The 22,650-nt window shown below is 53.5% G+C and carries 19 protein-coding genes; 12 read left to right on the forward strand and 7 right to left on the reverse strand.

Annotation, left to right across the window (positions count from 1 at the left end; translation table 11 throughout):
• Positions 1 to 209 precede the first annotated feature (209 nt).
• The 3 genes from LPB67_RS17130 to LPB67_RS17140 all read left to right on the forward strand — a co-directional run bounded on the left by LPB67_RS17130 (position 210) and on the right by LPB67_RS17140 (position 3,635).
• A complete protein-coding gene (locus LPB67_RS17130; protein ID WP_262838517.1) occupies positions 210 to 617 on the forward strand; it encodes a VOC family protein in 408 nt (135 codons plus the stop codon).
• A gap of 72 nt (positions 618 to 689) precedes the next feature.
• Positions 690 to 2,516 (forward strand): DUF885 domain-containing protein, encoded by a 1,827-nt coding sequence (locus LPB67_RS17135; RefSeq protein ID WP_262838518.1) that lies wholly within the window; start codon positions 690 to 692, stop codon positions 2,514 to 2,516.
• Between the two features lie 240 nt (positions 2,517 to 2,756).
• Positions 2,757 to 3,635, forward strand: a complete 879-nt coding sequence (locus tag LPB67_RS17140) for an HDOD domain-containing protein (protein ID WP_262838519.1) — start codon at positions 2,757 to 2,759, stop codon at positions 3,633 to 3,635.
• A gap of 103 nt (positions 3,636 to 3,738) precedes the next feature.
• Here LPB67_RS17140 and LPB67_RS17145 read toward each other — a convergent pair whose 3' ends face one another.
• The 6 genes from LPB67_RS17145 to prpB form a co-directional block, all read right to left on the reverse strand.
• The gene (locus tag LPB67_RS17145; protein ID WP_262838520.1) at positions 3,739 to 4,212 is read right to left on the reverse strand and encodes a cache domain-containing protein; all 474 of its coding nucleotides are present in this window, start codon (positions 4,210 to 4,212) and stop codon (positions 3,739 to 3,741) included.
• A gap of 158 nt (positions 4,213 to 4,370) precedes the next feature.
• Positions 4,371 to 6,266: a propionate--CoA ligase gene (locus LPB67_RS17150; RefSeq protein WP_262838521.1), complete on the reverse strand. Its 1,896-nt coding sequence runs from the start codon at positions 6,264 to 6,266 to the stop codon at positions 4,371 to 4,373.
• A gap of 85 nt (positions 6,267 to 6,351) precedes the next feature.
• A complete protein-coding gene (prpF, locus tag LPB67_RS17155; RefSeq protein WP_262838522.1) occupies positions 6,352 to 7,542 on the reverse strand; it encodes a 2-methylaconitate cis-trans isomerase PrpF in 1,191 nt (396 codons plus the stop codon).
• A 160-nt stretch (positions 7,543 to 7,702) separates the two neighbouring features.
• Complete coding sequence (acnD, locus tag LPB67_RS17160) at positions 7,703 to 10,294, reverse strand: Fe/S-dependent 2-methylisocitrate dehydratase AcnD (protein ID WP_262838523.1); 2,592 nt, start codon at positions 10,292 to 10,294, stop codon at positions 7,703 to 7,705.
• 177 nt (positions 10,295 to 10,471) lie between these two features.
• Positions 10,472 to 11,623, reverse strand: coding sequence for a 2-methylcitrate synthase (gene prpC / locus LPB67_RS17165; protein WP_262838524.1), 1,152 nt, complete (start codon positions 11,621 to 11,623; stop codon positions 10,472 to 10,474).
• A gap of 134 nt (positions 11,624 to 11,757) precedes the next feature.
• Positions 11,758 to 12,648: a methylisocitrate lyase gene (gene prpB, locus LPB67_RS17170; protein ID WP_262838525.1), complete on the reverse strand. Its 891-nt coding sequence runs from the start codon at positions 12,646 to 12,648 to the stop codon at positions 11,758 to 11,760.
• A gap of 272 nt (positions 12,649 to 12,920) precedes the next feature.
• Between prpB and prpR the strand changes: the two genes are divergently transcribed.
• Genes prpR through LPB67_RS17190 form a run of 4 tightly spaced genes read left to right on the forward strand, consistent with a single transcriptional unit; the run spans position 12,921 to position 16,612 of the window.
• Positions 12,921 to 14,567 (forward strand): propionate catabolism operon regulatory protein PrpR, encoded by a 1,647-nt coding sequence (gene prpR / locus LPB67_RS17175; protein ID WP_262838526.1) that lies wholly within the window; start codon positions 12,921 to 12,923, stop codon positions 14,565 to 14,567.
• Positions 14,568 to 14,621: 54 nt separating this feature from the next.
• Positions 14,622 to 15,002, forward strand: a complete 381-nt coding sequence (locus LPB67_RS17180; RefSeq protein WP_262838527.1) for a response regulator — start codon at positions 14,622 to 14,624, stop codon at positions 15,000 to 15,002.
• Positions 15,003 to 15,614, forward strand: a complete 612-nt coding sequence (locus LPB67_RS17185) for a chemotaxis protein CheX (protein ID WP_262838528.1) — start codon at positions 15,003 to 15,005, stop codon at positions 15,612 to 15,614. It begins immediately after the preceding gene.
• Entirely contained in the window at positions 15,614 to 16,612 is a 999-nt protein-coding gene (locus LPB67_RS17190) for a GGDEF domain-containing protein (RefSeq protein ID WP_262838529.1), read from the forward strand. The genes LPB67_RS17185 and LPB67_RS17190 overlap by 1 nt, the downstream gene beginning before the upstream one ends.
• Before the next feature lie 55 nt (positions 16,613 to 16,667).
• Here LPB67_RS17190 and LPB67_RS17195 read toward each other — a convergent pair whose 3' ends face one another.
• Positions 16,668 to 18,125, reverse strand: coding sequence for an esterase/lipase family protein (locus tag LPB67_RS17195; RefSeq protein ID WP_262838530.1), 1,458 nt, complete (start codon positions 18,123 to 18,125; stop codon positions 16,668 to 16,670).
• Between the two features lie 181 nt (positions 18,126 to 18,306).
• On the opposite strand from LPB67_RS17195, the gene LPB67_RS17200 reads away from it, so the two are divergent.
• From LPB67_RS17200 to LPB67_RS17220, 5 genes are read left to right on the forward strand one after another with little or no spacing between them, the layout of a single operon-like run.
• Positions 18,307 to 19,173, forward strand: coding sequence for a putative selenate ABC transporter substrate-binding protein (locus tag LPB67_RS17200; RefSeq protein WP_262838531.1), 867 nt, complete (start codon positions 18,307 to 18,309; stop codon positions 19,171 to 19,173).
• Positions 19,174 to 19,189: 16 nt separating this feature from the next.
• A complete protein-coding gene (locus LPB67_RS17205; protein WP_262838532.1) occupies positions 19,190 to 20,032 on the forward strand; it encodes a phosphonate ABC transporter ATP-binding protein in 843 nt (280 codons plus the stop codon).
• Between the two features lie 37 nt (positions 20,033 to 20,069).
• Complete coding sequence (locus tag LPB67_RS17210; RefSeq protein ID WP_262838683.1) at positions 20,070 to 20,885, forward strand: PhnE/PtxC family ABC transporter permease; 816 nt, start codon at positions 20,070 to 20,072, stop codon at positions 20,883 to 20,885.
• The gene (phnE, locus tag LPB67_RS17215; protein ID WP_262838533.1) at positions 20,882 to 21,694 is read left to right on the forward strand and encodes a phosphonate ABC transporter, permease protein PhnE; all 813 of its coding nucleotides are present in this window, start codon (positions 20,882 to 20,884) and stop codon (positions 21,692 to 21,694) included. Before LPB67_RS17210 ends, phnE begins: the two co-directional genes overlap by 4 nt.
• A 25-nt stretch (positions 21,695 to 21,719) precedes the next feature.
• The gene (locus tag LPB67_RS17220; protein WP_262838534.1) at positions 21,720 to 22,241 is read left to right on the forward strand and encodes a GNAT family N-acetyltransferase; all 522 of its coding nucleotides are present in this window, start codon (positions 21,720 to 21,722) and stop codon (positions 22,239 to 22,241) included.
• Positions 22,242 to 22,650 lie beyond the last annotated feature (409 nt).

The following is a 22,650-nucleotide window of genomic DNA, read 5'->3' on the forward strand; positions in this document are numbered from 1 at the left end:
TGAATCAGGCCATCACATCAATCGGCTACAGGCTGGCGACGGCTTTAGCCGGTTCCAATAGCTAGCCTGAAGAAATTGATCCTGAATGGCATGGAACTTATGTCGGGTTTTATTGCCCTAATCTAGCCTGATGATATGATGAAACGTCGTCATCTAAATGCAGTTATCTTACAGGCGACTCTTACACTATTTCATTCAAGGAGACCAGCATGGAACTCAATCCCTATTTGACTTTTAATGGCAATTGCGAAGCAGCATTCCGGTTTTATGAGCAACGCCTCGGCGGCAAGATCGAGGCTTTCTATCGCTTTGGCGAATCACCGATGGCAGATCAATGCCCTCCCGAAGCCGCGCAACAGATCATGCATGTCAGCATGCTGCTAAATGGCCGCACCTTGATGGGCTCCGACAACATGCCCGGCAATCCTTACGAGGGCATGAAGGGATTTTCTTTATCCTTGAACACCAAAGATATGGCGGAAGCACAACGTTTGTTTGCGGCACTGTCAGAACAGGCGACGACGATCATCATGCCGCTGGAAAAAACATTCTGGGCACAAGGTTTTGGTATGCTGGTTGACCAGTTCGGCACACCGTGGATGATCAACTGCGAATAGCTTCAGGTTTTTTTGACTCAGCTTTATTTTATTGATTTTATTCATCACTTTTCTTGAACCGGGATGTATTTCATGCGCAAGCCTGTATCACTGGCCACACTCGTTCTTTCTTTGGGCTTACTGGGTAGTTCATTCGCATTGGCGCCACTTGTTTTTGCTCATCCGAATGACGTCGCCGGCAACGCTGCTGTCGTCAATCTTGCAGGTAAACGTCTCAATACGCTTGCTGAAAATTATTATAACCAGGCGGCCCGCTTCGAGCCGTTGATGGCAACATCGAATGGAGACAATCGTTTCGACGATCAATTGCCGATGACTCTGGTGCCGGCTGTCAGGGCGCGTCAGGTCGCGATGTATCGGCAAGTCGCAAAAGAGCTTGCCAGCATTCATCGCAGCACGCTCAGCGCAGCGGATCAGGTGACTTACGATTGTCTCGATTACGATGTCCGGTCTGCGTTAGCCATGTTCGCATTTAAGGATCGTCTGATGCCACTGAATCAGATGGATAGCATCCCTGTCGTGCTGGCGAATTTTGCCAGTGGACAGAGTTCTCAGCCCTTGCAGACACCAGCGCAATACGAGATGTATCTGAAACGGGTCGCGCAATTACCCGCCTGGATAGATCAGGCCATCATCAATATGCGTGAAGGCATGCGGCAAGGTATTGTGCTGCCACGGGCGCTGGTTGTATCGACACTGCCGCAGTTGCAAACACTGGTCACTGACAATGCAGAAAACCATGCTTATTACGCACCGGTTAAAAAGTTTCCCGCCAGTTTTAGCGAGGCAGATAAAACGCGGTTGACGACAGCCTATCGCAACACCATTGCACATACAGCATTGCCCGCATTACGCAAACTCCATGCATTTATGCAGCGGGACTATCTGGCGGCCAGCCGCAGCAGTTCAGGTTTAGGCGTCTTGCCTGACGGTGCAAAATGGTATCAGGCACTGGTGCGCGATCAGACTACCACCACTCTCGATCCGGAAACTATCCATGCGATAGGTCTGAAAGAAGTAGCCCGCATTCAAAATGAATTTGTCTTGCTCGGCCCCCAATTAGGCTATAACGGCGACCCCAAAGGTTTACCGGCCTGGATAGATACGCAAACCCAGTATCGTCCGTTTTCCACAGAAGCCGAGATACTGGCCGAATACCGTCGTATCGATGGCATCATCAAAGGTAAGTTGCCGGAACTGTTCGGCAAAATTCCGAAAGCACCGCTAGACATACGCCCGGAACCGGAAATCAGCCGTAAGACCGCCTCTGATCACTACTCAGCTCCCGCCATCGATGGCTCACGCCCGGGGGTGTTTTGGGCCGTCATCAATGATCCTAAGCACTACTCTACTACCGGGATGACGACGCTATTTCTGCATGAAGGCCAGCCGGGGCATCATTTTCATCTGGCATTTTTGCAAGAGCTGGACATTCCGAAGTTCCGCAAATTTGGCGGGAATAATGCCTATACCGAGGGCTGGGCTTTATATGCCGAGACCTTGGGCAAAGAAATGGGGGTGTTTGAAGACCCTAACGCCTATCTCGGTCATCTGACGGATGAGTTGCTGCGCGCATCCCGGCTGGTGGTTGATACGGGTCTGCATGCAAAAGGCTGGACGCGCGAAGAAACAATTAAATACCTCCAAGCAACATTGGGGTATGATGAAGCAACTGCACGCAACGCAACTGAACGTTACATGGCCTGGCCGGCCCAGGCACTAGGTTATAAGATAGGTTCATTGAAAATAATGGAACTCAGGCAACGCGCCATGAACCAATTGGGGGCAAAATTCAATTTACGCCATTTTCACGATGCGATTTTAAGCGATGGTACTTTGCCACTGGCTCTGCTCGAAGCCAAAATCGACAAATGGATCATAGAACAGCAGAAGTTGTAGAATAATTTGCAATAAGTTACAACAAATAGTAATAATCTCCATACTCATTGACCTGCAACGGCAAGTCGCTCAGAATGAGGTGATGATTAGTCAGCTGCTGAGTTAGCACGATATGCGATGACGTAATTTCATTGATGAGTCGGGGTCCACTACGTATCCGGTGCGAGTTGATTTCACAGTGAGATTACAGGTCCGGCGATGCCGGTGTATATGTCTATCAATGCCAATATGAATTCTGCCATGGATAAAACGGAAGCCCTCAATAGTATCGTTGCCGAGGCCAATCGGGGAGAGTTGGTGTTCTCCACCAATGTGACGGCCTCTCTTAAAATCCAGCAGGCACTAGATGCGCCTGATTGCAGTACGGATACCGCAGCCAAGCTGGTAATGAATGAACCTCTGTTATCTGCCCGCGTAGTCGCCATCGCCAATTCGGTTGCCTATAACCGCGGCAATGATGTGACCAGTGTCAAGGCAGCGATCACCCGGCTTGGCTTTCGCACCTTACGCTCTATTGTAGCGTCACTGATCGTGCGTCAACTCGCCGGTGCCAGCAAAAATCCTGTAACCCGCGCCAAGACGAACCAGCTTTGGGAGCATACAGCCCAGGTCGCCGCGCTGGCGCAAGTGATTGCCCGCCGCATTACCAAACTCGATCCGGATACCGCCATGTTCGCGGGTATCGTGCATGAAGTCGGCGGTTTTTATTTACTCTCGCGCGTCGAAGAATTTCCCTGCCTGCTGGATAATCAACCGAATCCTCTGGCCAGCGATCTGCCAGCCTTTGCCGATACCATTGTTGAATCTACCGAAGAAACGCCGGAAACAATTATCGGCCGTGTGGTCTTGAAAAACCTGATGCTGCCGCAACCAGTACTGGATGCGGTGGAAGCGCTGTGGTTTGGTTTGCGCGCCATGCCGCCCGAAACTCTGGGCGACACTCTATTGCTGGCAAATGAACTTGCCTCCATCCGCTCACCGCTGGAAATGGGTTTCGAAGGGGAATCTAATCAGTACGCGTCGGAGATCGATTTCGTGGTCGGCGACGGTACTTTGAATAGTATTCTTGAAGAATCCGAAGACGAGGTTAGATCGTTGACTGCGGCATTGCTGACGTAAGCCATGCCATCACTCACCTGAATTTTGTGTCTCCATTCCCAAAAAACCTCCAGAACTGGAGGTTTTTTTATTGCCCGATGATTTACAGATACGGATCAAGTTTCTATTTGACCAGGTAAGCGCCTACACAGACCATGGTCTCGCCCTCGCCTTTTTCGCAGTACGATTTTTTCAATTCATATTCCGTGGTATTTGGGTTGGTGAACTTGTATGGACCGTACCAGCCTTTTTGTTTTTCTTTAACCACATTGATCATGCCTTGAATAAAGGCATTACCGTCAACGTCTTTCAAACCGACCAGATTTTTACCGACCATCTTGGGATTTGCCCCTTGCGCCAGGCAATTGCCCTTGAAATCGTAGACGAAAATATACAGGTCCCTATCTTTAAAAGCACCGCCCGGATGTTCAGTGAAAGTGGCATACGCTTTCTCAGTGCCTGCAGATTTAATCAATGCGACCGCCTTCTTTACCATCGCCTCGGCCTCCGCTTCAGAGCCGCGGTCCGCGGCCAGCGATCCGCCGATCAAGAATGCATTCAATGCGATGACAGCAATGATTTTAAATATAGTTTTCATCTCTGATCCTCAATATATAAGCTATCTCTCAGTATTCGTTGTTAGTAGCCATTACTCAAGAAAACTAATGTTAAATCCTGTCAATTGCTGCAGACCCTGGTATCTATCTGAATGCGCATCGCCATTTCCGCAAGACACAAAATCACGATCTGGCGTCATCATCCATCCTGCTGTAATACCGCCTGGATCTGCTGTAACGATGCCGGATCTTCTATCGTCGTCAAATCTCCCGCATCACGTCCCTCACAGATCGCCTGAATCGAACGACGTAGCAATTTCCCTGAACGCGTCTTGGGCAAACTGCTCACAAAATATACGCGTGACGGTCGTGCCACAGCGCCTAATTGCTTATCGACGACGGCCATTATCTCCGCTTCCAAAGCGTGTCTCTCCGCGTCCGTTGCCGCCTGCTCAGGATGTTTCAAAATTGCGAAGGCAATGGCAACCTGCCCTTTCAATTTATCCTCGACACCGACTACGGCCACTTCGGATACTTGCGGATGACTGGAGATACTCTCCTCGATTTCACGTGTGCCGAGCCGATGACCGGCGACGTTAATCACATCATCGGTACGACCCAAGATAAAGTAATAACCGTCTGCATCTTTAATGCCCCAATCAAACGTCGAGTACAACTGCGCATGCGCAAAATTACTCCAATAGGTTTGCACAAAACGCTGATCATCGCCGTACACCGTTTGCATACAGCCCGGTGGCAATGGTCCTTTGATGGCAACCACCCCTTTTTCATTGGCAGCGCATTCTTCGCCCGTCGATTCGTCGATGATCCGGACGTCGTAGCCATACATCGCCACACCGGGACTGCCGAGTCGCGTCGCGGTATTTTCGATGCCGCGTGCGATGGACAAGATAGGCCAGCCAGTTTCAGTCTGCCAGTAGTTATCGATAATCGGTACGCCAAGCTCGGCCGCTATCCAGCTGGAGGTCGTTTCATCGAGGGGTTCGCCTGCGAGATACAAGGCCTTAAGCGAAGACAAGTCATATTTTTTCATCAGCTCAGGCGGATGCTTTTTCAAAACGCGAATCGCCGTCGGTGCCGAAAACATGCGCGTGACTTTATATTTTTCAACGATGCTCCACCAGATACCGGCATCGGGACGCAGCGGCGTGCCCTCATACATAATCGTCGCCATCCCGGCAATCAGAGGACCATACACAATGTAGGAATGTCCGACGACCCAGCCGATGTCGGAGGTTGCAAAATAAGTCTCTCCGGGATTGCCGCAATAGATATGCTTCATTGAAGACGCTAAAGCAACTGCGTAGCCGCCCACATCCCGCTGTACGCCTTTGGGCTTGCCGGTGGTGCCCGACGTGTACAGCACATAGGAGATGGCATTCGATTCCAGCCAGGTGACTGGCACTGGGGTATCCAGATGCTGCTCGCGCAAGCTCGTATAATCGACGTCGCGAGCGGCGACCAGACGCATCGTCTCCAGGCCACGGTTCACCAGCAACACATGTTGCGGTTTGTGCGTCGCTGCCGCTATCGCCTCATCCAGCAAAGGCTTATACGGCACCGTCTTGCCACCGCGCATACCGGCGTCCGCCGACACCACCAAAACGGGTTGCGCATCATCGATCCTGGTCGCCAGACTCTTGGCCGCAAAGCCGCCGAACACCACCGAATGCACCGCGCCTATCCGGGCGCAAGCAAGCATGGCAAAGGCCGCTTCTGCGATCATCGGCATATAAATCAGGACCCGGTCACCCTGCTTTACGCCCAGCGATAGCATACTGGCTGCCATACGCTGCACTTCCGCATGCAAGTCGGCGAAACTGAATACTTTCTCTGAATTGGTTTCAGTCGAAATCGCAATCAACGCAGGTTTATCGGCCTGGGTGGCGACCCAGCGATCGACCGCATTGTGGCAAAGGTTGGTCGTGCCACCGACGAACCATTGCGTGAACGGCGCACGAGTATAGTCGAGCACTTGGGTGTAGGGCTGTTGCCAGTCAATCAGTTGCGCTTCGTTGTCCCAGAATGTTTGCGGATTGTTGATCGATTTCTTGTAGAAGTCTGCGAAATTCATGGTGTCTCCATCGGGATTGAATTTGTGCGGCACAGCTATCCCCCGGTTTATTTTTTTCCATTATTTAAGGGGACTATACAAATCTTCAGAATGCGTCGCCGGGAATCCGTACCCATCCCTCCATCAGCACCCGGGCGCTGCGGCTCATAATGGCTTTTTTGACTACCCATTCGCCCTTGATCTGGGTCGCCTCTGCGCCGACCCGCAAAGTACCGGAAGGATGTCCGAAGCGCACCGCAGTGCGCTCACCGCCGCCGGTCGCTAGGTTCACCAGCGTGCCCGGTATCGCGGCGGCAGTGCCGATCGCGACGGCGGCGGTACCCATCATGGCATGATGCAATTTCCCCATGGACAGTGCGCGTACCAGCAGATCAATTTCGACGGCGGCAACTTGCTTACCACTTGATGACACATAACCGGCAGGTCTGGCGACAAAGGCGACCTTCGGTGTGTGCTGACGATGAGCAGCCTCGTCAATGTGCTTGATCAGACCCATACGCACTGCGCCATACGCACGTATGGTCTCAAACCTGGCCAGCGCCTTGGCATCGCTATTGATGGCGTCCTGCAACTCGGTTCCGGTGTAGCCGATCGCTTCAGCATTCACAAAGATAGTCGGGATGCCGGCGTTGATCATCGTCGCCTTCAACGTGCCGACACCCGGAACTTCGAGATCATCGACCAGATTTCCGGTCGGGAACATAGCACCGCCGGCACCGTCTTCGTCTGCCGCCGGATCCATGAATTCAAGCTGCACTTCCGCGGCTGGAAAGGTCACGCCATCAAGTTCAAAATCGCCGGTTTCCTGCACCTCGCCGCCGGTGATCGGTATATGCGCAATGATGGTCTTGGCGATGTTCGCCTGCCAGATGCGGATGACTGCGACGCCATTGTGCGGAATGCGGCTGGCATCGACCAGACCGGCACTGATCGCGAACGAACCGACCGCCGCCGACAAATTGCCGCAGTTGCCGCTCCAGTCGACGAAGGCTTTATCGATCGCGACCTGACCGAACAGGTAATCGACATCGTGATCCGCCCTGCTGCTTTTGGCAAGGATGACGGCTTTGCTGGTGCTCGATGTTGCGCCGCCCATGCCGTCGATCTGCTTGCCGTATGGGTCCGGGCTACCGATCACGCGCAGCAGCAATGCATCGCGCGCCGCGCCGGGGGCTTGCGCCGCTTCGGGTAAATCCTGCAAACGGAAGAACACGCCTTTGCTGGTGCCGCCGCGGATATAGGTAGCGGGAATTTTGATTTGTGGTACGTAGGTCATGCTGGGTCCTGTTCAAGTGATTCCGAGGGAGCCGAGTACATTGGAACCGCCCTCACCCCACCCCTCTCCCGCCAGCGGGAGGGGGAGTTTTCATGCGACTAAAATAGAGATCATGAGGCCTGAAGAATGGCATCGTTTTTTAATGTCCCGAGCAGCTATTTCAAGCGGCTTTGGTCGACTCCAAAAAGTCCTGGGCAAAACGTTGCAATACGCCGCCGGCTTCATAGATCGAGACTTCTTCGGCGGTATCGAGACGGCAAGTGACCGGTACTTCAAGCCGCTCGCCGTTCTTGCGATGGATCACCAGCGTCAAGGTCGCCCGCGGGGTACGCTCACCGGTCACATCGAAGGTTTCGGTACCGTCGATGCCCAGGGTCAGGCGGTTGACGCCTGGCTTGAATTCCAGCGGCAGTACGCCCATGCCAACCAGATTGGTACGATGAATGCGCTCAAAACCTTCCGCCGCAATCGCTTCCACCCCCGCCAGACGCACGCCTTTGGCCGCCCAGTCGCGCGAAGAACCCTGGCCGTAGTCGGCACCGGCAATGATGATCAGTGGCTGCTTGCGCTCCATGTAAGTCTCGATCGCTTCCCACATACGGGTGACTTTGCCCTCCGGTTCTATGCGCGCCAGTGAACCGGCCTTGACTTTGCCGTTTTCCAGCACCATTTCATTTTTCAGCGTCGGATTCGCAAAGGTCGCACGTTGTGCGGTCAGGTGATCGCCACGATGCGTTGCGTACGAGTTGAAGTCTTCTTCCGGCAAACCCATTTTCGCAAGGTAAGCACCGGCGGCACTGTCGAGCATGATCGCATTCGACGGCGACAAATGGTCGGTCGTGATGTTGTCGCCCAACACCGCCAAAGCACGCATACCCTTCATGGTGCGCGCTGCGGCGAGCGCCCCTTCCCAGTAAGGCGGGCGGCGGATATAGGTCGTCTGTGGACGCCAGTCGTATAGCGGACTGACCTTCTGACCGTTGTCGAGCTGAATCGCGAACATCGGATCGTAGACCTGGCGGAACTGCTCGGGCTTGACGCTGGATTTGACGATGGAATCAATTTCTTCATCGGTCGGCCAGATGTCTTTCAGACGGATTTCCTTACCATCGACCACGGTCAGTACATCCTTCTCAATATCGAAACGCACGGTCCCGGCAATCGCATAAGCCACGACCAAAGGCGGCGAAGCGAGGAAGGCTTGCTTAGCGTAAGGATGGATGCGGCCGTCGAAATTGCGGTTACCGGATAGCACAGCGGTCGCGTACAAATCACGATCGATAATCTCTTGCTGAATCAAAGGATCGAGCGCGCCGGACATGCCGTTGCACGAGGTGCAGGCATACGCTACAACGCCAAATCCGAGCTTCTCCAGATCGCCCATCAGGCCCGCTTCTTCCAGATATAAGGTGACGGCTTTGGAACCGGGCGCCAGCGAAGTTTTCACCCAGGGTTTGCGGGTCAGTCCCAGCTTGTTCGCATTGCGCGCCAGCAGGGCCGCAGCGATCACATTGCGCGGATTGCTGGTGTTGGTGCAACTGGTAATTGCAGCAATAATCACTGCACCGTCCGGCATCTGACCAGGTACGTCATCCCATTTGCCCGCGATGCCTTTGCTGGCCAGATCGGCAGTGGCGACGCGGGCGTGCGGATTCGATGGACCCGCCATATTGCGCACCACACTCGACAGATCGAACTTGAGGACCCGCTCATACTCGGCGTTCTTCAGGCTGTCCGCCCACAAGCCCGTATGTCTGGCGTAAGTCTCGACCAGCTTGACCTGTTCGTCAGCGCGGCCGGTGAGTTTCAGGTAATCGATGGTTTGCTGGTCGATGGAAAACATCGCGGCTGTCGCACCGTATTCCGGCGCCATGTTGGAAATGGTGGCGCGGTCGCCGAGCGTCAACGCCGCTGCGCCTTCGCCATAGAATTCGAGATAAGCACCGACGACTTTTTGTTTACGCAGGAATTCAGTCAGAGCGAGTACCACGTCGGTCGCGGTAATGTTCGCTTGCGGACGACCGGACAGTTCGACGCCGATGATGTCCGGCAGACGCATCCAGGAAGCGCGGCCCAGCATCACATTTTCGGCTTCCAGACCGCCGACACCAATCGCAATCACGCCCAGCGCATCGACATGCGGGGTGTGGCTGTCGGTACCGACCAGCGTGTCGGGAAACGCCACGCCGTCCTTGACCTGGATCACCGGCGACATGCGTTCCAGATTGATCTGGTGCATGATGCCGTTGCCCGGCGGGATCACATCGACGTTCTTGAAGGCTTTTTTTGTCCAGTTGATGAAGTCGAAACGATCTTCATTGCGACGGTCCTCGATTGCGCGATTCTTGGCGAAGGCATCAGGATCGAAGCCGCCGCACTCCACCGCCAGCGAATGATCGACGATCAGTTGCACAGGCACGACCGGATTGACCTTGGCCGGATCGCCGCCCTGTTCGGCAATCGCGTCACGCAGGCCGGCCAGATCGACCAGCGCGGTTTGCCCCAGGATGTCATGGCACACCACGCGCGCCGGGAACCATGGAAAATCCAGATCGCGCTTGCGCTCGATAAACTGTTTCAGCGAATCGGTCAGCGTCGCCGGATCGCAGCGACGCACCAGGTTCTCGGCCAGTACGCGTGAAGTGTATGGCAGCCTGTCGTAAGCACCCGGCTCAATCGCATCGACCGCCGCACGCGTATCGAAATAATCCAGCGCAGTGCCTGGCAGCTGTTTGCGGAATTGTGTATTCATCATATTGTCCAAATTGGTAAATCAAGACCTCTCAGCACAAAGGCACAGTTCGTAGTACACGGTGCGCCATGCGCACCGTGTACACCGTTTTCAATCCAAATTGAATCTGAATTAAATTGCATCGGCGCGCATGGCGCACCCTACAAATTCTTGTCTGCACCTCTTCGATAAAAATGTTTATTTACGGTCTTTCAGTGCAACAAACTGCAAATCTTCTGGCCCCACATAATTCGCACTCGGACGGATGATCTTGTTGTCGATGCGTTGTTCGATAATGTGCGCCGCCCAGCCGGAGGTGCGTGCAATCACGAACAGCGGCGTGAACATTGCAGTCGGCACACCCATCATGTGATACGACACGGCGGAGAACCAGTCCAGATTCGGGAACATTTTTTTGATATCCCACATCACGGTTTCCAGACGTTCTGCGATGTCGAACATCTTGGTGGAACCGGCTTCGGCCGACAATTTACGAGCGACTTCCTTGATCACCTTGTTACGCGGATCCGAGATGGTGTACACCGGATGGCCGAAGCCGATCACGACTTCCTTGTTCTCTACACGCTTCTTGATGTCGGCTTCTGCTTCATCCGGATTGTCGTAGCGCTTCTGGATTTCAAACGCGACTTCATTGGCGCCGCCGTGTTTAGGGCCGCGCAATGCGCCGATCGCACCGGTAATCGCTGAGTGCATGTCGGAGCCGGTGCCGGCAATCACGCGACCGGTGAAAGTCGACGCATTGAATTCGTGTTCTGCGTACAGAGTCAGGGACGTATGCATGGCGGTTTCCCACGATGCGCTGGGCTTTTTGCCATGCAGCAGATGCAGGAAATGACCGCCTATCGATGCATCATCGGTCTCAACTTCAATCCGCTTGCCGTTATGGCTGAAGTGGTACCAGTACAAGAGCATGGAACCCAGGGATGCCATCAGACGATCTGCGATATCGCGCGCACCGGGGATATTGTGGTCATCCTTTTCTGGCAGAGTGCAACCCAGCACGGATACGCCGGTGCGCATCACGTCCATCGGATGCGAAGAAGCCGGCAAGGTTTCCAAGGCCGCCTTCAGGTTCGCCGGCAAACCGCGCAGCGCCTTGAGCTTGGTCTTGTAGGCAGACAATTCGGCAACGGTCGGCAACTTGCCATGCACCAGCAGGTGGGCGATTTCTTCAAATTCGCAAGCATCGGCGACGTCAAGAATGTCGTAACCGCGGTAGTGCAGATCATTGCCGGTCTTACCCACGGTACACAAGGCTGTATTGCCTGCGGTGACACCCGATAAGGCGACAGATTTTTTCGGTTTGAAAGGGATGGCGGCTTCAGTCATGTAGTTCTCCATTTAAACGATATGGATAAATACTCTTACCCAGTATATTTTTAACCCGCAATCCAGATATGCGGAATCGGTTATTTTTTTAAAAATTTAAGGGGAGTATATGCAACACTCCGCTATATGCATGATTATTTCGCTTTTTGCTGGGCAAACAAGGCATCCAGCTTCTGTTCAAATTCATGATAGTTAATGCGTTCGTACAATTCCATGCGGGTTTGCATGGTATCGACCACATTCTTCTGGGTGCCGTCACGACGGATCGCGCCGTACACGTTTTCTGCTGCTTTGTTCATGGCGCGGAATGCCGACAAAGGATATAGCGCCAGACCGACATCGGCAGAGCGCAACTCTTCCAGCGTAAACAAAGGCGTCGCGCCGAATTCCGTGATGTTGGCAAGAATAGGCACTTTGACTGCGGCCGCAAATTGCTTGTACATCGCCAGCTCGGTAATCGCCTCCGGGAAGATCATGTCGGCACCGGCCTCGACGCACATTTGGGCACGCTCAATCGCGGCCTCCAAACCCTCGACTGCCAATGCGTCGGTACGCGCCATGATCACGAAATTGGGATCGGTGCGTGCATCGACGGCGGCCTTGATGCGGTCGACCATTTCAAACTTGCTGACGATCTCTTTACCGGGGCGATGGCCGCAACGCTTGGCGCCGACCTGGTCTTCGATATGCATCGCTGCCGCACCGAACTTGATCATCGATTTGACGGTGCGGGTCACGTTGAAGGCGGAAGAACCGAAACCCGTATCCACATCGACCAGCAAAGGCAGATCGCAGACATCGGTAATCCGGCGCACATCGGTCAGCACGTCGTCCAGATTCGAAATACCCAGATCTGGCAAGCCCAGCGAACCGGCAGCGACACCGCCACCGGACAGATAAATCGCTTTAAAACCGGCGCGCTTGGCCAGCAAGGCGTGGTTTGCGTTGATCGCACCGACTACTTGCAAGGGCGATTCTTCTTGCATGGCCTTGCGGAACGCAGCGCCTGCGGAGAGTTGACTCATGTTCTTACCTTTCAGAATAGGGTTTTGCTGCCGAGCATATTGCAATCAGCGTGCCAGCCTCATTGAGCAAATCAGGTTTATGAAAAAATCCATGAATATCAATAACTTAATTAAGCAGCTCCTGTAATGCTGGCGGTAATTCATTCGCTATCCCATGAATTTTGTTTCATAATGACGTTTAATTTGAAACATCGAAACATGCGATTTCAATTGATTTGAAACATCCGCCGCTACCGATACACAACAATCAACCCCAACACACCAGGTGAACTATGCGCCCGCAACCGCCGATTCCTCGTGACAGCAACGACAAACCGGTTATCTGGACGGTATCGATCTCGCGCCTGTTTGATTTATTCCGCGACATCATGGTGGAATACGATGCCAGCGCGAATATCGAGCCTATCCATATGGGTTTTGAAGAAGCCGCGCAGCATCTGCGCGAACGTTTGCAAACCGAGCGTTGCGATGCCGTGATCGCGGCAGGCTCGAACGGCGCCTATCTGAAAAACCGCTTGCCGGTTCCGGTGGTGATCGCAAAAGCCAGCGGCTTTGACGTAATGCAGGCCCTCGCCAGGGCACGACGGGTGTCGCCCGAGATCGGCTTGATCACGTATCAGGAAACCATGCCCGAGCTGGTCGATTTTAAAAATACCTTCGGTTTCAAACTCGAGCAGCGCACTTATGTCACGGAAGAGGATGCCCGCGCCCAGATCAGCGAACTCAAGGCCAAGGGCATTACAGCCATCGTCGGTGCCGGCCTGATCACGGATCTGGCGGAAGAAGCAGGACTGACCGGCATCTTCATGTATTCGGCAGAATCGATACGCCAATCGTTTGAAGATGCGCTGGAAATAGCCCGCCTGACCCGCCTGGAATCCTCGCGCGGACGACATCATCCGGCTACCGAATCGCTGCGGGCACGACACGGTCTGGCCGACCTGCGCGGCGAATCGCCGGCGATGCAAAGCATGCGGCAATCGGTCATGCTGTTCGCCCGCTCTCCTGCCACGGTCTTGATACAAGGTGAAACCGGCACCGGCAAGGAATTGGCGGCACAGGCCATGCATAAGGAAAGTCCGCGCGCGCGCCATCCTTTTGTGGCGGTCAATTGCGGCGCCATTGCCGAATCTTTGCTGGAATCTGAATTATTCGGCTATGAAGAGGGCGCGTTTACCGGATCGCGGCGCGGCGGTCATGCCGGCTTGTTTGAAGCGGCCCACCGCGGCAGCTTGTTTCTCGATGAAATCGGCGAGATGCCTTTAAGCCTGCAAACCCGCTTACTCAGGGTATTGGAAGAAAGAGAAGTGGTCCGGGTCGGCGGCATTCGTCCGATCCCCGTCGATGTAAGGATTATTAGCGCGACGCATTGCGATCTGGATGCCCGCATGCGCGAAGGACGTTTCCGTTCCGACTTATTTTATCGGCTGGCTGTACTACGCTTACAGTTACCGCCATTGCGGGATCGCAAAGAGGACGTGGTTCCTTTGGCTGAATGGTGTTTAAAGCATGCGCTGGCCTCTCTGGGCAGCCGTCCGCACGCCAACCTGCATGCGGAAGTACGGGCTTGCAGCAAACTGGTAGAACAGTATGACTGGCCAGGCAATGTCAGGGAATTGCGCAATATGATGGAGCGCCTGGCCTTGTTTCTCGCAGCCGAACCTTTGCAGGCTCTGACACCTGGCCTGATTGCAACAATCGCCCCGGAAATCGCGGGCACCGGTACGGCAATGTTGACCTTATCTAAACATGATCATGCGGCAACGACTGAGCAGACCAGTAAAGCCGAATTAAACAATGTTTCCATATGGAAAATTATGGAGCAATTCCACCATAATCGTGACGAGGTGGCGCGCCATCTGGGAATTAGCAGAACCACCTTGTGGAGGAAGTTAAAGCGTGTAAACAAGGTGTCTTAGGATTTTCTTTCGGTTAAAATCGAGGCACGTAAAAACAAAGAAAAAGAAACGGCAATGAGTCAAACACAAACACCCAAAAAAATTCTGATCGTGGATGACAGCAAAGTCTCGCGCATGGTCATTCGCGCCCACATCAAAACCAAGCACGAAGACTGGGAAATTCTGGAGGCAGTCAGCGGCGATGAGGCGATTGCGATTGCCGATAAAGAGCGTCCGGATTTTTGCACCATGGACATCAATATGCCAGGCTTGCTGGGAACCGATGCCGCCGAACTGCTTCTGAGCAAGCATCCGGAGATGCGTATCGTGGTATTTTCTGCGAATATTCAAGAAACTTTTCAAAGTCGCTCTACCAAACTGGGCGCTGTTTTTGTCGCCAAACCTGTTACCGAAAAATCGATCGCCTTAGCGCTAGCGCATTTCTTGGGAAACTAAGTGGACTCTTTAACCGACATTCATCTCGACGCCCTGAGCGAAGTATTCAATATCGGCGCAGGGCGAGCCGCCGCCAGCCTGAGCGAGATCGTCGGTGATGAAGTGAAATTGTCGGTCCCTAAAGTCGAAGTCAGGAAAACTTCAGAACTGAATGCCTCCATGCTGGCCTTAGACAGCAATCGCTTCGGCGCGGTGATGCAACAGTTCACCGGACCATTTAATGCCGAAGCCGTATTACTGTTTTCCGAAGATCATGCGCTTGAAATTGTGCGGGACATGATGAGCTCGCAAATGAGCATCGAAGAACTCGCAGAGTTCGAGCAGGAGGCGATGTGCGAACTCGGCAACATTATTCTCAATGCCTGCCTGTCTGCCGTTGCCGATATGCTGGATATCTCTTTTAACAGCTCTCTCCCCAGCTATTCGCTCGCCTCAGCCGACGAACTATTCAAACGCATAGGACAGAACGCGGACCATCCGTATATCTTGATACTACATATCGATCTGGCGATTGAGAGGCGCCACTCCAAAGGCCATTTGATCTTCTTGCTCAGCTCCGCTTCCTTGTCGAATCTCGTACATCAGATCGATCGTTTCTTGGGTAATATTTAATGAAGCATCCGGGACAATTGACCGGCGCCAAGGCTAGCCAGATTTTTAATGCCATCAATATGGGGCTGGTTCTGATTGACGCCAGCGAGCGCATCCTGATGTGGAATGACTGGATGGTCAAACACAGCATGATCAATGCTAAAACCGCATTGCAAAAGACCATCTCTGACGTGTTCAGCGACAAACCGAGCGCCGCGTTTTTGACCTCGCTACGCAATACCATCCAATACGGCTTACCTGCGGTTCTATCGAACGCCTTGCACCGCTCGCCATTGCCGCTGTTCAATCCTGGCGAATTGTCAGAAGAGTCCGGTCGCATGCACCAGTCGATCACGATCACGCCCCTCCCGGCCGGTCCGGATGAAACGCATTGCCTGATCCAGATCATGGATTCCAGTGCGTCGATCAAGCGTGAAAAAATACTCCGTTCGCATTCGGAAATATTCAGGAAAGAAGCAACCACCGATAGCCTGACCGGCATCTACAACCGTCGCTTTTTTGATGAGCATTTCAAGATGGCGATGGGTCACTCCAGGCGGCAACAATTACCGCTGTCAGTGTTCATGGTGGATATCGACTTCTTCAAGGAATACAACGATTACTACGGCCATGTCGCTGGCGATAAAGCCTTGATCAGCGTCGCCAAGACCCTGAAATCGCAATTGACCAGAGCAAGCGATATCGTTGCGCGTTATGGCGGTGAAGAATTTATCCTGATGCTCCCCAATATGCCGGAAGAGCTGGCCATGCAATTTGCCGAGAGACTGCGTGCTGCCGTGTGGGAGTCGGCCATCCCGCATCTGAAATCGCGCATCAGCGAACAAATCAGCATCAGTATCGGTATCAGCACGTATTTGCTGGGGCAGGATGTCACTATCCAACATCTATTGGAAGCGGCAGATACGGCGCTCTACAAGGCCAAACAAAACGGCCGCAATAGCTGCTGCTACCTGAACGCCCAATCGATCATCGATTTGGCTGGCGTCGATAAATCCTAGCCAGGGATCAAGCCGCACTGCCAAATATGGCAGCGACATGCCGCTGCAGAAAAATTCAGCCCAATTTAGTCAGCTTAAACACATTGGTATTCGGGATGCGCGGAATAATGATCTGCAACAAGTGAGTCGAATTACGCTTCAACCAGCGCTGCTGCACATCGTTTAAAAAATGCAGCGGAATCTGCATCGCGGCACCGACTTTTTCGCGCTCAAAATAATTAATATTGTCACCCGGCGATGCCGCCGAGATCGACATATACAATACCGGATCGGTTCCTTTTGGCAGCAAGGGATAATAGCCTTCCATCAGATCGGTACGGTCGAAATACAGATTGCGCAGAGCCGCATTTTGCGAATTGGTTTTAACATCTTCAATGACATTCGCATGCAGGTATACGTTCGCCTCGGTGTTATTGCGTTTGGTATCGGCAAAAAATTCCAAGAAATAATCCGTCACGGGTCGCCCCTGATCATCGACGACATTGCAATTCACTTGTAGATATTGATGAAAAAATTCCGGCTCCTCACTGGTGGTCTTACTCAGAGCCGCCGTTGCTTCGCTCAGGTCATGCCATTGCGTTTGCAGGGTTTTATAAGTCGCAAAACTATCGCACGCCAAAGCCTGCAAGATCAATGTACCCAATTGTGCTTTTTGCTCGGGCGTTTCCGCGATATCTTCCTGATTAGAGGCTTCGGCACGGTCCGGGTCGATGATGGAGCTGTGGGTACGGGTAGCTAAGACCGCAAGTGGAATGTCGTTCTGCAAACGGCTCGGCCAGTTGCTTATCGCATTCAAGGGATCGGATTCCCGAAAATCAATCGTCACCCCCTGCGCATTCAGATTCGCCGCACAGGCCCTGACCGTGCCATCGGCGCCGTTCTCGTTGACAATCTGACGCAGCAAACTCGTATAAGGATGCGTACCGACAATCACAAACGGCCAGACCCTGTCATCGCCGTAGAACTGCACAGGATTGGCGGAATCCAGTGCGCCCGGACCGACCAGAATATCCCGCTGCGCCAGTTCCCATTGATACGGCGAGGCCAGCTCCAGATCGTTTAACATCGATTTGCCGGTCTGGAACCAATTGTTATAGCCCTTCACAACCCGGCCCAAAAAGCTCTTGCCGGTTGCGGCGAGCTTGGAGCCGTAGTTCGCCGGCGCCAGCATAATCAAGCGCTTCATCGGGCATAGTTCAGCACGTCCCCTGTAATGCGTGGTCAGCCACTCGCGTGCCACCAGGCCGCCGGTACTGTGGACGATCACATCAAAACTGGCAGCCAGCTCACCGCTCTGCATCAACTCATCGATCACTTCTGCCATGCGTTTGCCGACATCCGCGACACGCACATCATCGTCCATAGATATATAGTCGCCTAACCAGAGTTGCTTGGCCTGATAGTTATTTTTTCCGAGAAAATCCGCCAGGGTATGGAAAGACTTGGAAGTATCACTCCAGCCATGAATAATGAGCACCTGCCGCTGCGCAGGATCGGTAAGGTTTGCGGGCATGGTTGGCCTCCTGATTTAATGAAGTAAACAAATTAGACATGATAGTCAATTCACATGTCTTTTGTTTAATTTTTATTGAAAATCTTTTAACTCATTGAGAATGGCGCACTAGTATTTGTCTTTGCATTCATGCGCTTTCCAGTCAAAATACGCACTTTCTTTCCATTCTAGGAATCCCGCCATGCGTTTCTCCCCTGCTCGCCGCTTATTTCAGGTCTTGGCTGCTGCCGGCTTATTGTCCATCTCCAGCCTCGGTCTTGCTCAGCAGGTATTGCGGGTCTCTGCGATCCCGGATGAGGCGCCGACGGAGTTGCAGCGCAAATTCAAGCCCCTGGGCGCTTACCTGGAAAAGAAATTGGGCATGAAAGTCGAGTTCACGCCGGTCACCGATTACGCTGCCTCAGTCGAAGGTCTGGTCAATCACAAACTCGACATGGTGTGGTTCGGCGGCTTCACTTTTATCCAGGCCAAGGTGCGCAGCAAGGATCAGGTTATTCCCTTGGTACAGCGCGAAGAAGATGAGAAATTCAAATCGGTTTTTATCACCACCAAGGCGGACATCAACAAGCTCGATGACCTCAAAGGTAAAACCTTCGCTTTTGGGTCAGAATCATCGACATCCGGCCATCTGATGCCGCGTTCGTATTTACTCGCTGCCAAAATCAATCCCGACACCGACTTAAAGCGTATCGCCTTCTCTGGCGCGCACGATGCCACCGTCGCGGCGGTCGCTGGCGGCAAAGTCGATGCAGGTGCCTTGAATATCTCCGTCTGGGAAAAACTGCTGGCGCAAAACAAGGTGGATGCCAAGCAAGTTAGGGTGTTCTATACCACACCCGGCTACTACGACTACAACTGGACCGTACGCGCCGATATGCCGGCAGAATTGCGCAAAAAAATCACGGATACCTTCCTCTCGCTGGATGCCGGCAAAGCAGAAGATAAAGAGATTCTCGACCTGCAACGCACCAGCCGGTTTATCCCGACCAAGGCTGATAATTACAAGGCGATTGAGGCGGCGGCGCACAATGCCGGCTTGCTGAAATAAGGCTGCCTGCGCCCTCATGATGTTGCAACTACAAGAGGTATCAGTTCGTCATCCGGCGTCAGCGACCCCGCATGTTGCGGCCTTAAGCGATCTGACCTTGAGCATCAATACGGGCGAACAGATCGCCCTGATCGGTCCATCCGGTGCCGGCAAGACCACGCTGTTGCATACGCTGGCATGTGCGTATCGACCGGCACAAGGCAACTATATTTTATTTGACCGGCAGCCTTGGGCCTTGTCTGAACGGGCCAGGCATCTGCTGCGCCGTCGCCTGTTTCTGGCGCCGCAAACGCCGCCGCTGCCGCCAAGGCAACGCGTCGTTACCGCCGTGCTGGCGGGACGTTTGCCGTCATGGTCCGTATGGCGCGCCTTACGCAATTTGATCAAGCCGCTGCAACCGGAAATCGCCTTCGACGCGCTGGCCCGTTTTCACTTACAGCATAAATTATATGAACGTGTCGACCGTCTGTCGGGCGGCGAACGCCAGCGCTGCGGGCTGGCCCGCTTGTTGCTATCGGATGCCAGCCTGCTGCTGGTCGATGAGCCGCTGTCCGCGCTTGATCCGACCCTGGCAATCCAGACGTTGAAAAGCCTGCAGCAAGAAGCCAGCGAACGCAATGCGACGCTGATTTGCAGCTTGCATCAGGTTGAACTGGCCCGCGCGCATTTCAAGCGCATTATCGGTTTGCGCGATGGCAAAGTCGTATTCGATAGCGAGCAGGTCACCGACGACATGCTCGCTGCGCTGTACGCCAGCGACCACCGCAATGCGCGAACCGCAGCGCATCCTGTTGCCAGCCCCGCAGACACCGCGCTTTCAGGCAAGTCCGTGGTCGCCGACGATCCACGTTGCTTTTAACCGCATGATGAGAGCGCAACCCGGCAGCTATGCCAACATGCCAGCACATGATCCGGCATGGCGCAGTCGCCTGACGTTTGCTTTGCTCGGCTTGCTGCTGTGCTGGCCGATTCTGGTGGCAACGGAATTTAAACCCTGGCTGCTGGCTGATGCGCAAAGTCTCAGTGCCACCGGGCGTTTTTTGTCGGGATTTTTCCCGCCTGCGCATAGTGCCGAGTTTCTATCGATGGTTCTTGCTGCAAGCTGGCAAACCGTCGCAATGGCGACCGCCGGCATGACGCTGGCATTGGTCTGCGCGATCCCGATGACGCTGATCGTGACCGGACATTTATCCATTTCGCGCATAGGCACAGGGCGTATGCGCCTGCTGGCGACGGTGATACGGCACATGGTGCGCTGGTTGCTGGTCTTATTGCGCAGCGTACCGGAATTGGTCTGGGCATTATTGTTTGTGCGTATAGTGGGCCTCGGCCCCACCGCAGGCGTATGCGCCATCGCCCTGACGTATTGCGGCATGCTGGGTAAAGTGTATGCAGAAATTCTGGAAGCTGGCGACGCCCATGCCAGCGATACCTTGCTACAAAATGGCGCCAGTCGGCTCTCTGCTTTCTTCTATGGCGCCTTACCCAATGCGGCGGCAGAGCTGATGTCGTATACGGTGTATCGCTGGGAATGCGCGATACGCGGCTCGGTCGTGATGGGCTTTGTCGGCGCTGGCGGTCTGGGGCAAAGCATGGATGAATCGATGAAAATGCTCTCCGGCGCTGAAGTCTCAACCATGTTAATCGTGTTTGTCTTACTGGTTGCCATCGCTGACGCTGTCAGTAAATTATTCAGGGAGCGCCTGGAATGAGCCCCGCTCACACCACCAGAGCCGCTTTACCGCTGCCGCCGAAGCGTCTCAGTTGGTCGCTCGCCGTTATCGTATGTCTATCGGCGATCCTGATCATCAGCAGTTTTTATAGTTTAAAAATAAACTGGTCAGCGCTATTTTCAGATGCCGCGATCAAGACATCGCGGGAGTTTTTGCAAGGCTTTGCGCCTCCGGATTTATCCCCATCGTTATTGAAGAAAACTTTTTTTGCCGCATTTGAGACGCTGGCCATGTCCGCCTTAGGCACCTTCCTCGCAGCCGCTGCGGGACTCTGTCTGGCGCTTCCCGCCAGCGGACGTTTTGGCATCATGGCGATGCGCTTTACCCGCTTGCTTCTGAATGTCGCACGTGCAATCCCGGAATTGGTCTGGGCATCGATCATGTTGATTGCCGCAGGTTTAGGGCCGTTCGCCGGCACGATCGCACTGGCGGCGCACACCGCCGGCGTGCTGGGCAGACTATTTGCAGAAGCCTTAGAAAACGCACCGCATCATGCTGCCGCCACCTTGAGGATAAACGGCGCCGGCATTCTCAGCAGTTTTTTATATGCGACGCTGCCGCAGGCGCTGCCGCAGATGCTGTCCTACACTTTGTACCGATGGGAAAACAATATCCGCGCTGCTGCCATCTTAGGTGTGGTCGGCGCCGGCGGGCTCGGGCAAATGCTGAAATATCACTTGTCTCTGTTCCAGATGCAAACCGCCGCCACCGTGATCATCGCCATGCTGCTATTGGTAGCCATGGTGGATGCGCTGAGTTTTGCCCTCAGACGCTGGCTAGTCCGTTAATCGATTCAATCAACTTTTTTCTTTTATGCCGCAGCATTTTTCGATCAGACCCGCCACAGCCAATGATGCCGCACCCATTGCCGCACTGGGCATCCAGGTGTGGTTGCATACCTATGCGACCACCGGCATATCTACATCGGGTGCTAATTATGTGTTGAGCGAATTTACCGAGCATCGCTATCAACAGTTGATTGCGGATACCAGCAAGGATTTGATGGTTGCGGAGATCGGCGACCATCTGGTCGGCTACGCGATGATAGGATGGGGCAATATGTTTACCGATGTCCAGGTAGAAGTCGAAAAACTGTATGTGCAGGAATATTTTACCGGTCAAGGGATAGGCAAAGCCTTGCTGGCATCATCCCGGCTCGCCGCACAAAAATACTGTGGCACTCCGTCGGTATGGCTAATGGTGAATGCCAAAAACATGAATGCGATCCAGTTCTACCAAAAGCTCGGATACCGGCACGAAGGCGATACTGATTTTGTTCTGGATGGCGTCAAGCACAAAAATCATGTCATGGTTCTGCGAACCGCTATCAATTAATGCTGGACGAAATTTAAAATTGCCAGGACCTACGCAAAACGGCAAGCTGCCCACCAGAATTCAGATTGAACCCGCATACTGGATGCGGCTTTCAGAGGCATTTCGCGCCAACAGGCGCACCCAGCTTGCGGGTTCGTTTTGGCATCAACACGAGATGGAGCCGGTTACTCTTGCTTTTTTCTGTGCTTTTCTCTGCGTCTCGTTGTCCCGGTACCGAGAGGTTTTAGTTTTTGCGTAAGCCCTGATTACATTACTCATCGACACAGTTTCACAAAGGAAATTCAGCGGATGTTTCCTGATTGTCTTGGCGATAGTCGAACACAGTCTGCCAGCGACGAAGAATAGGCTCATCCATGATGAGCAGGATAGGCAATTCCAGAATATCTACGGTCGCAAGGGCTAAATCCTT

It is taken from the genome of Undibacterium sp. Jales W-56 (genome assembly GCF_025548535.1).
Classification (GTDB): domain Bacteria; phylum Pseudomonadota; class Gammaproteobacteria; order Burkholderiales; family Burkholderiaceae_D; genus Undibacterium.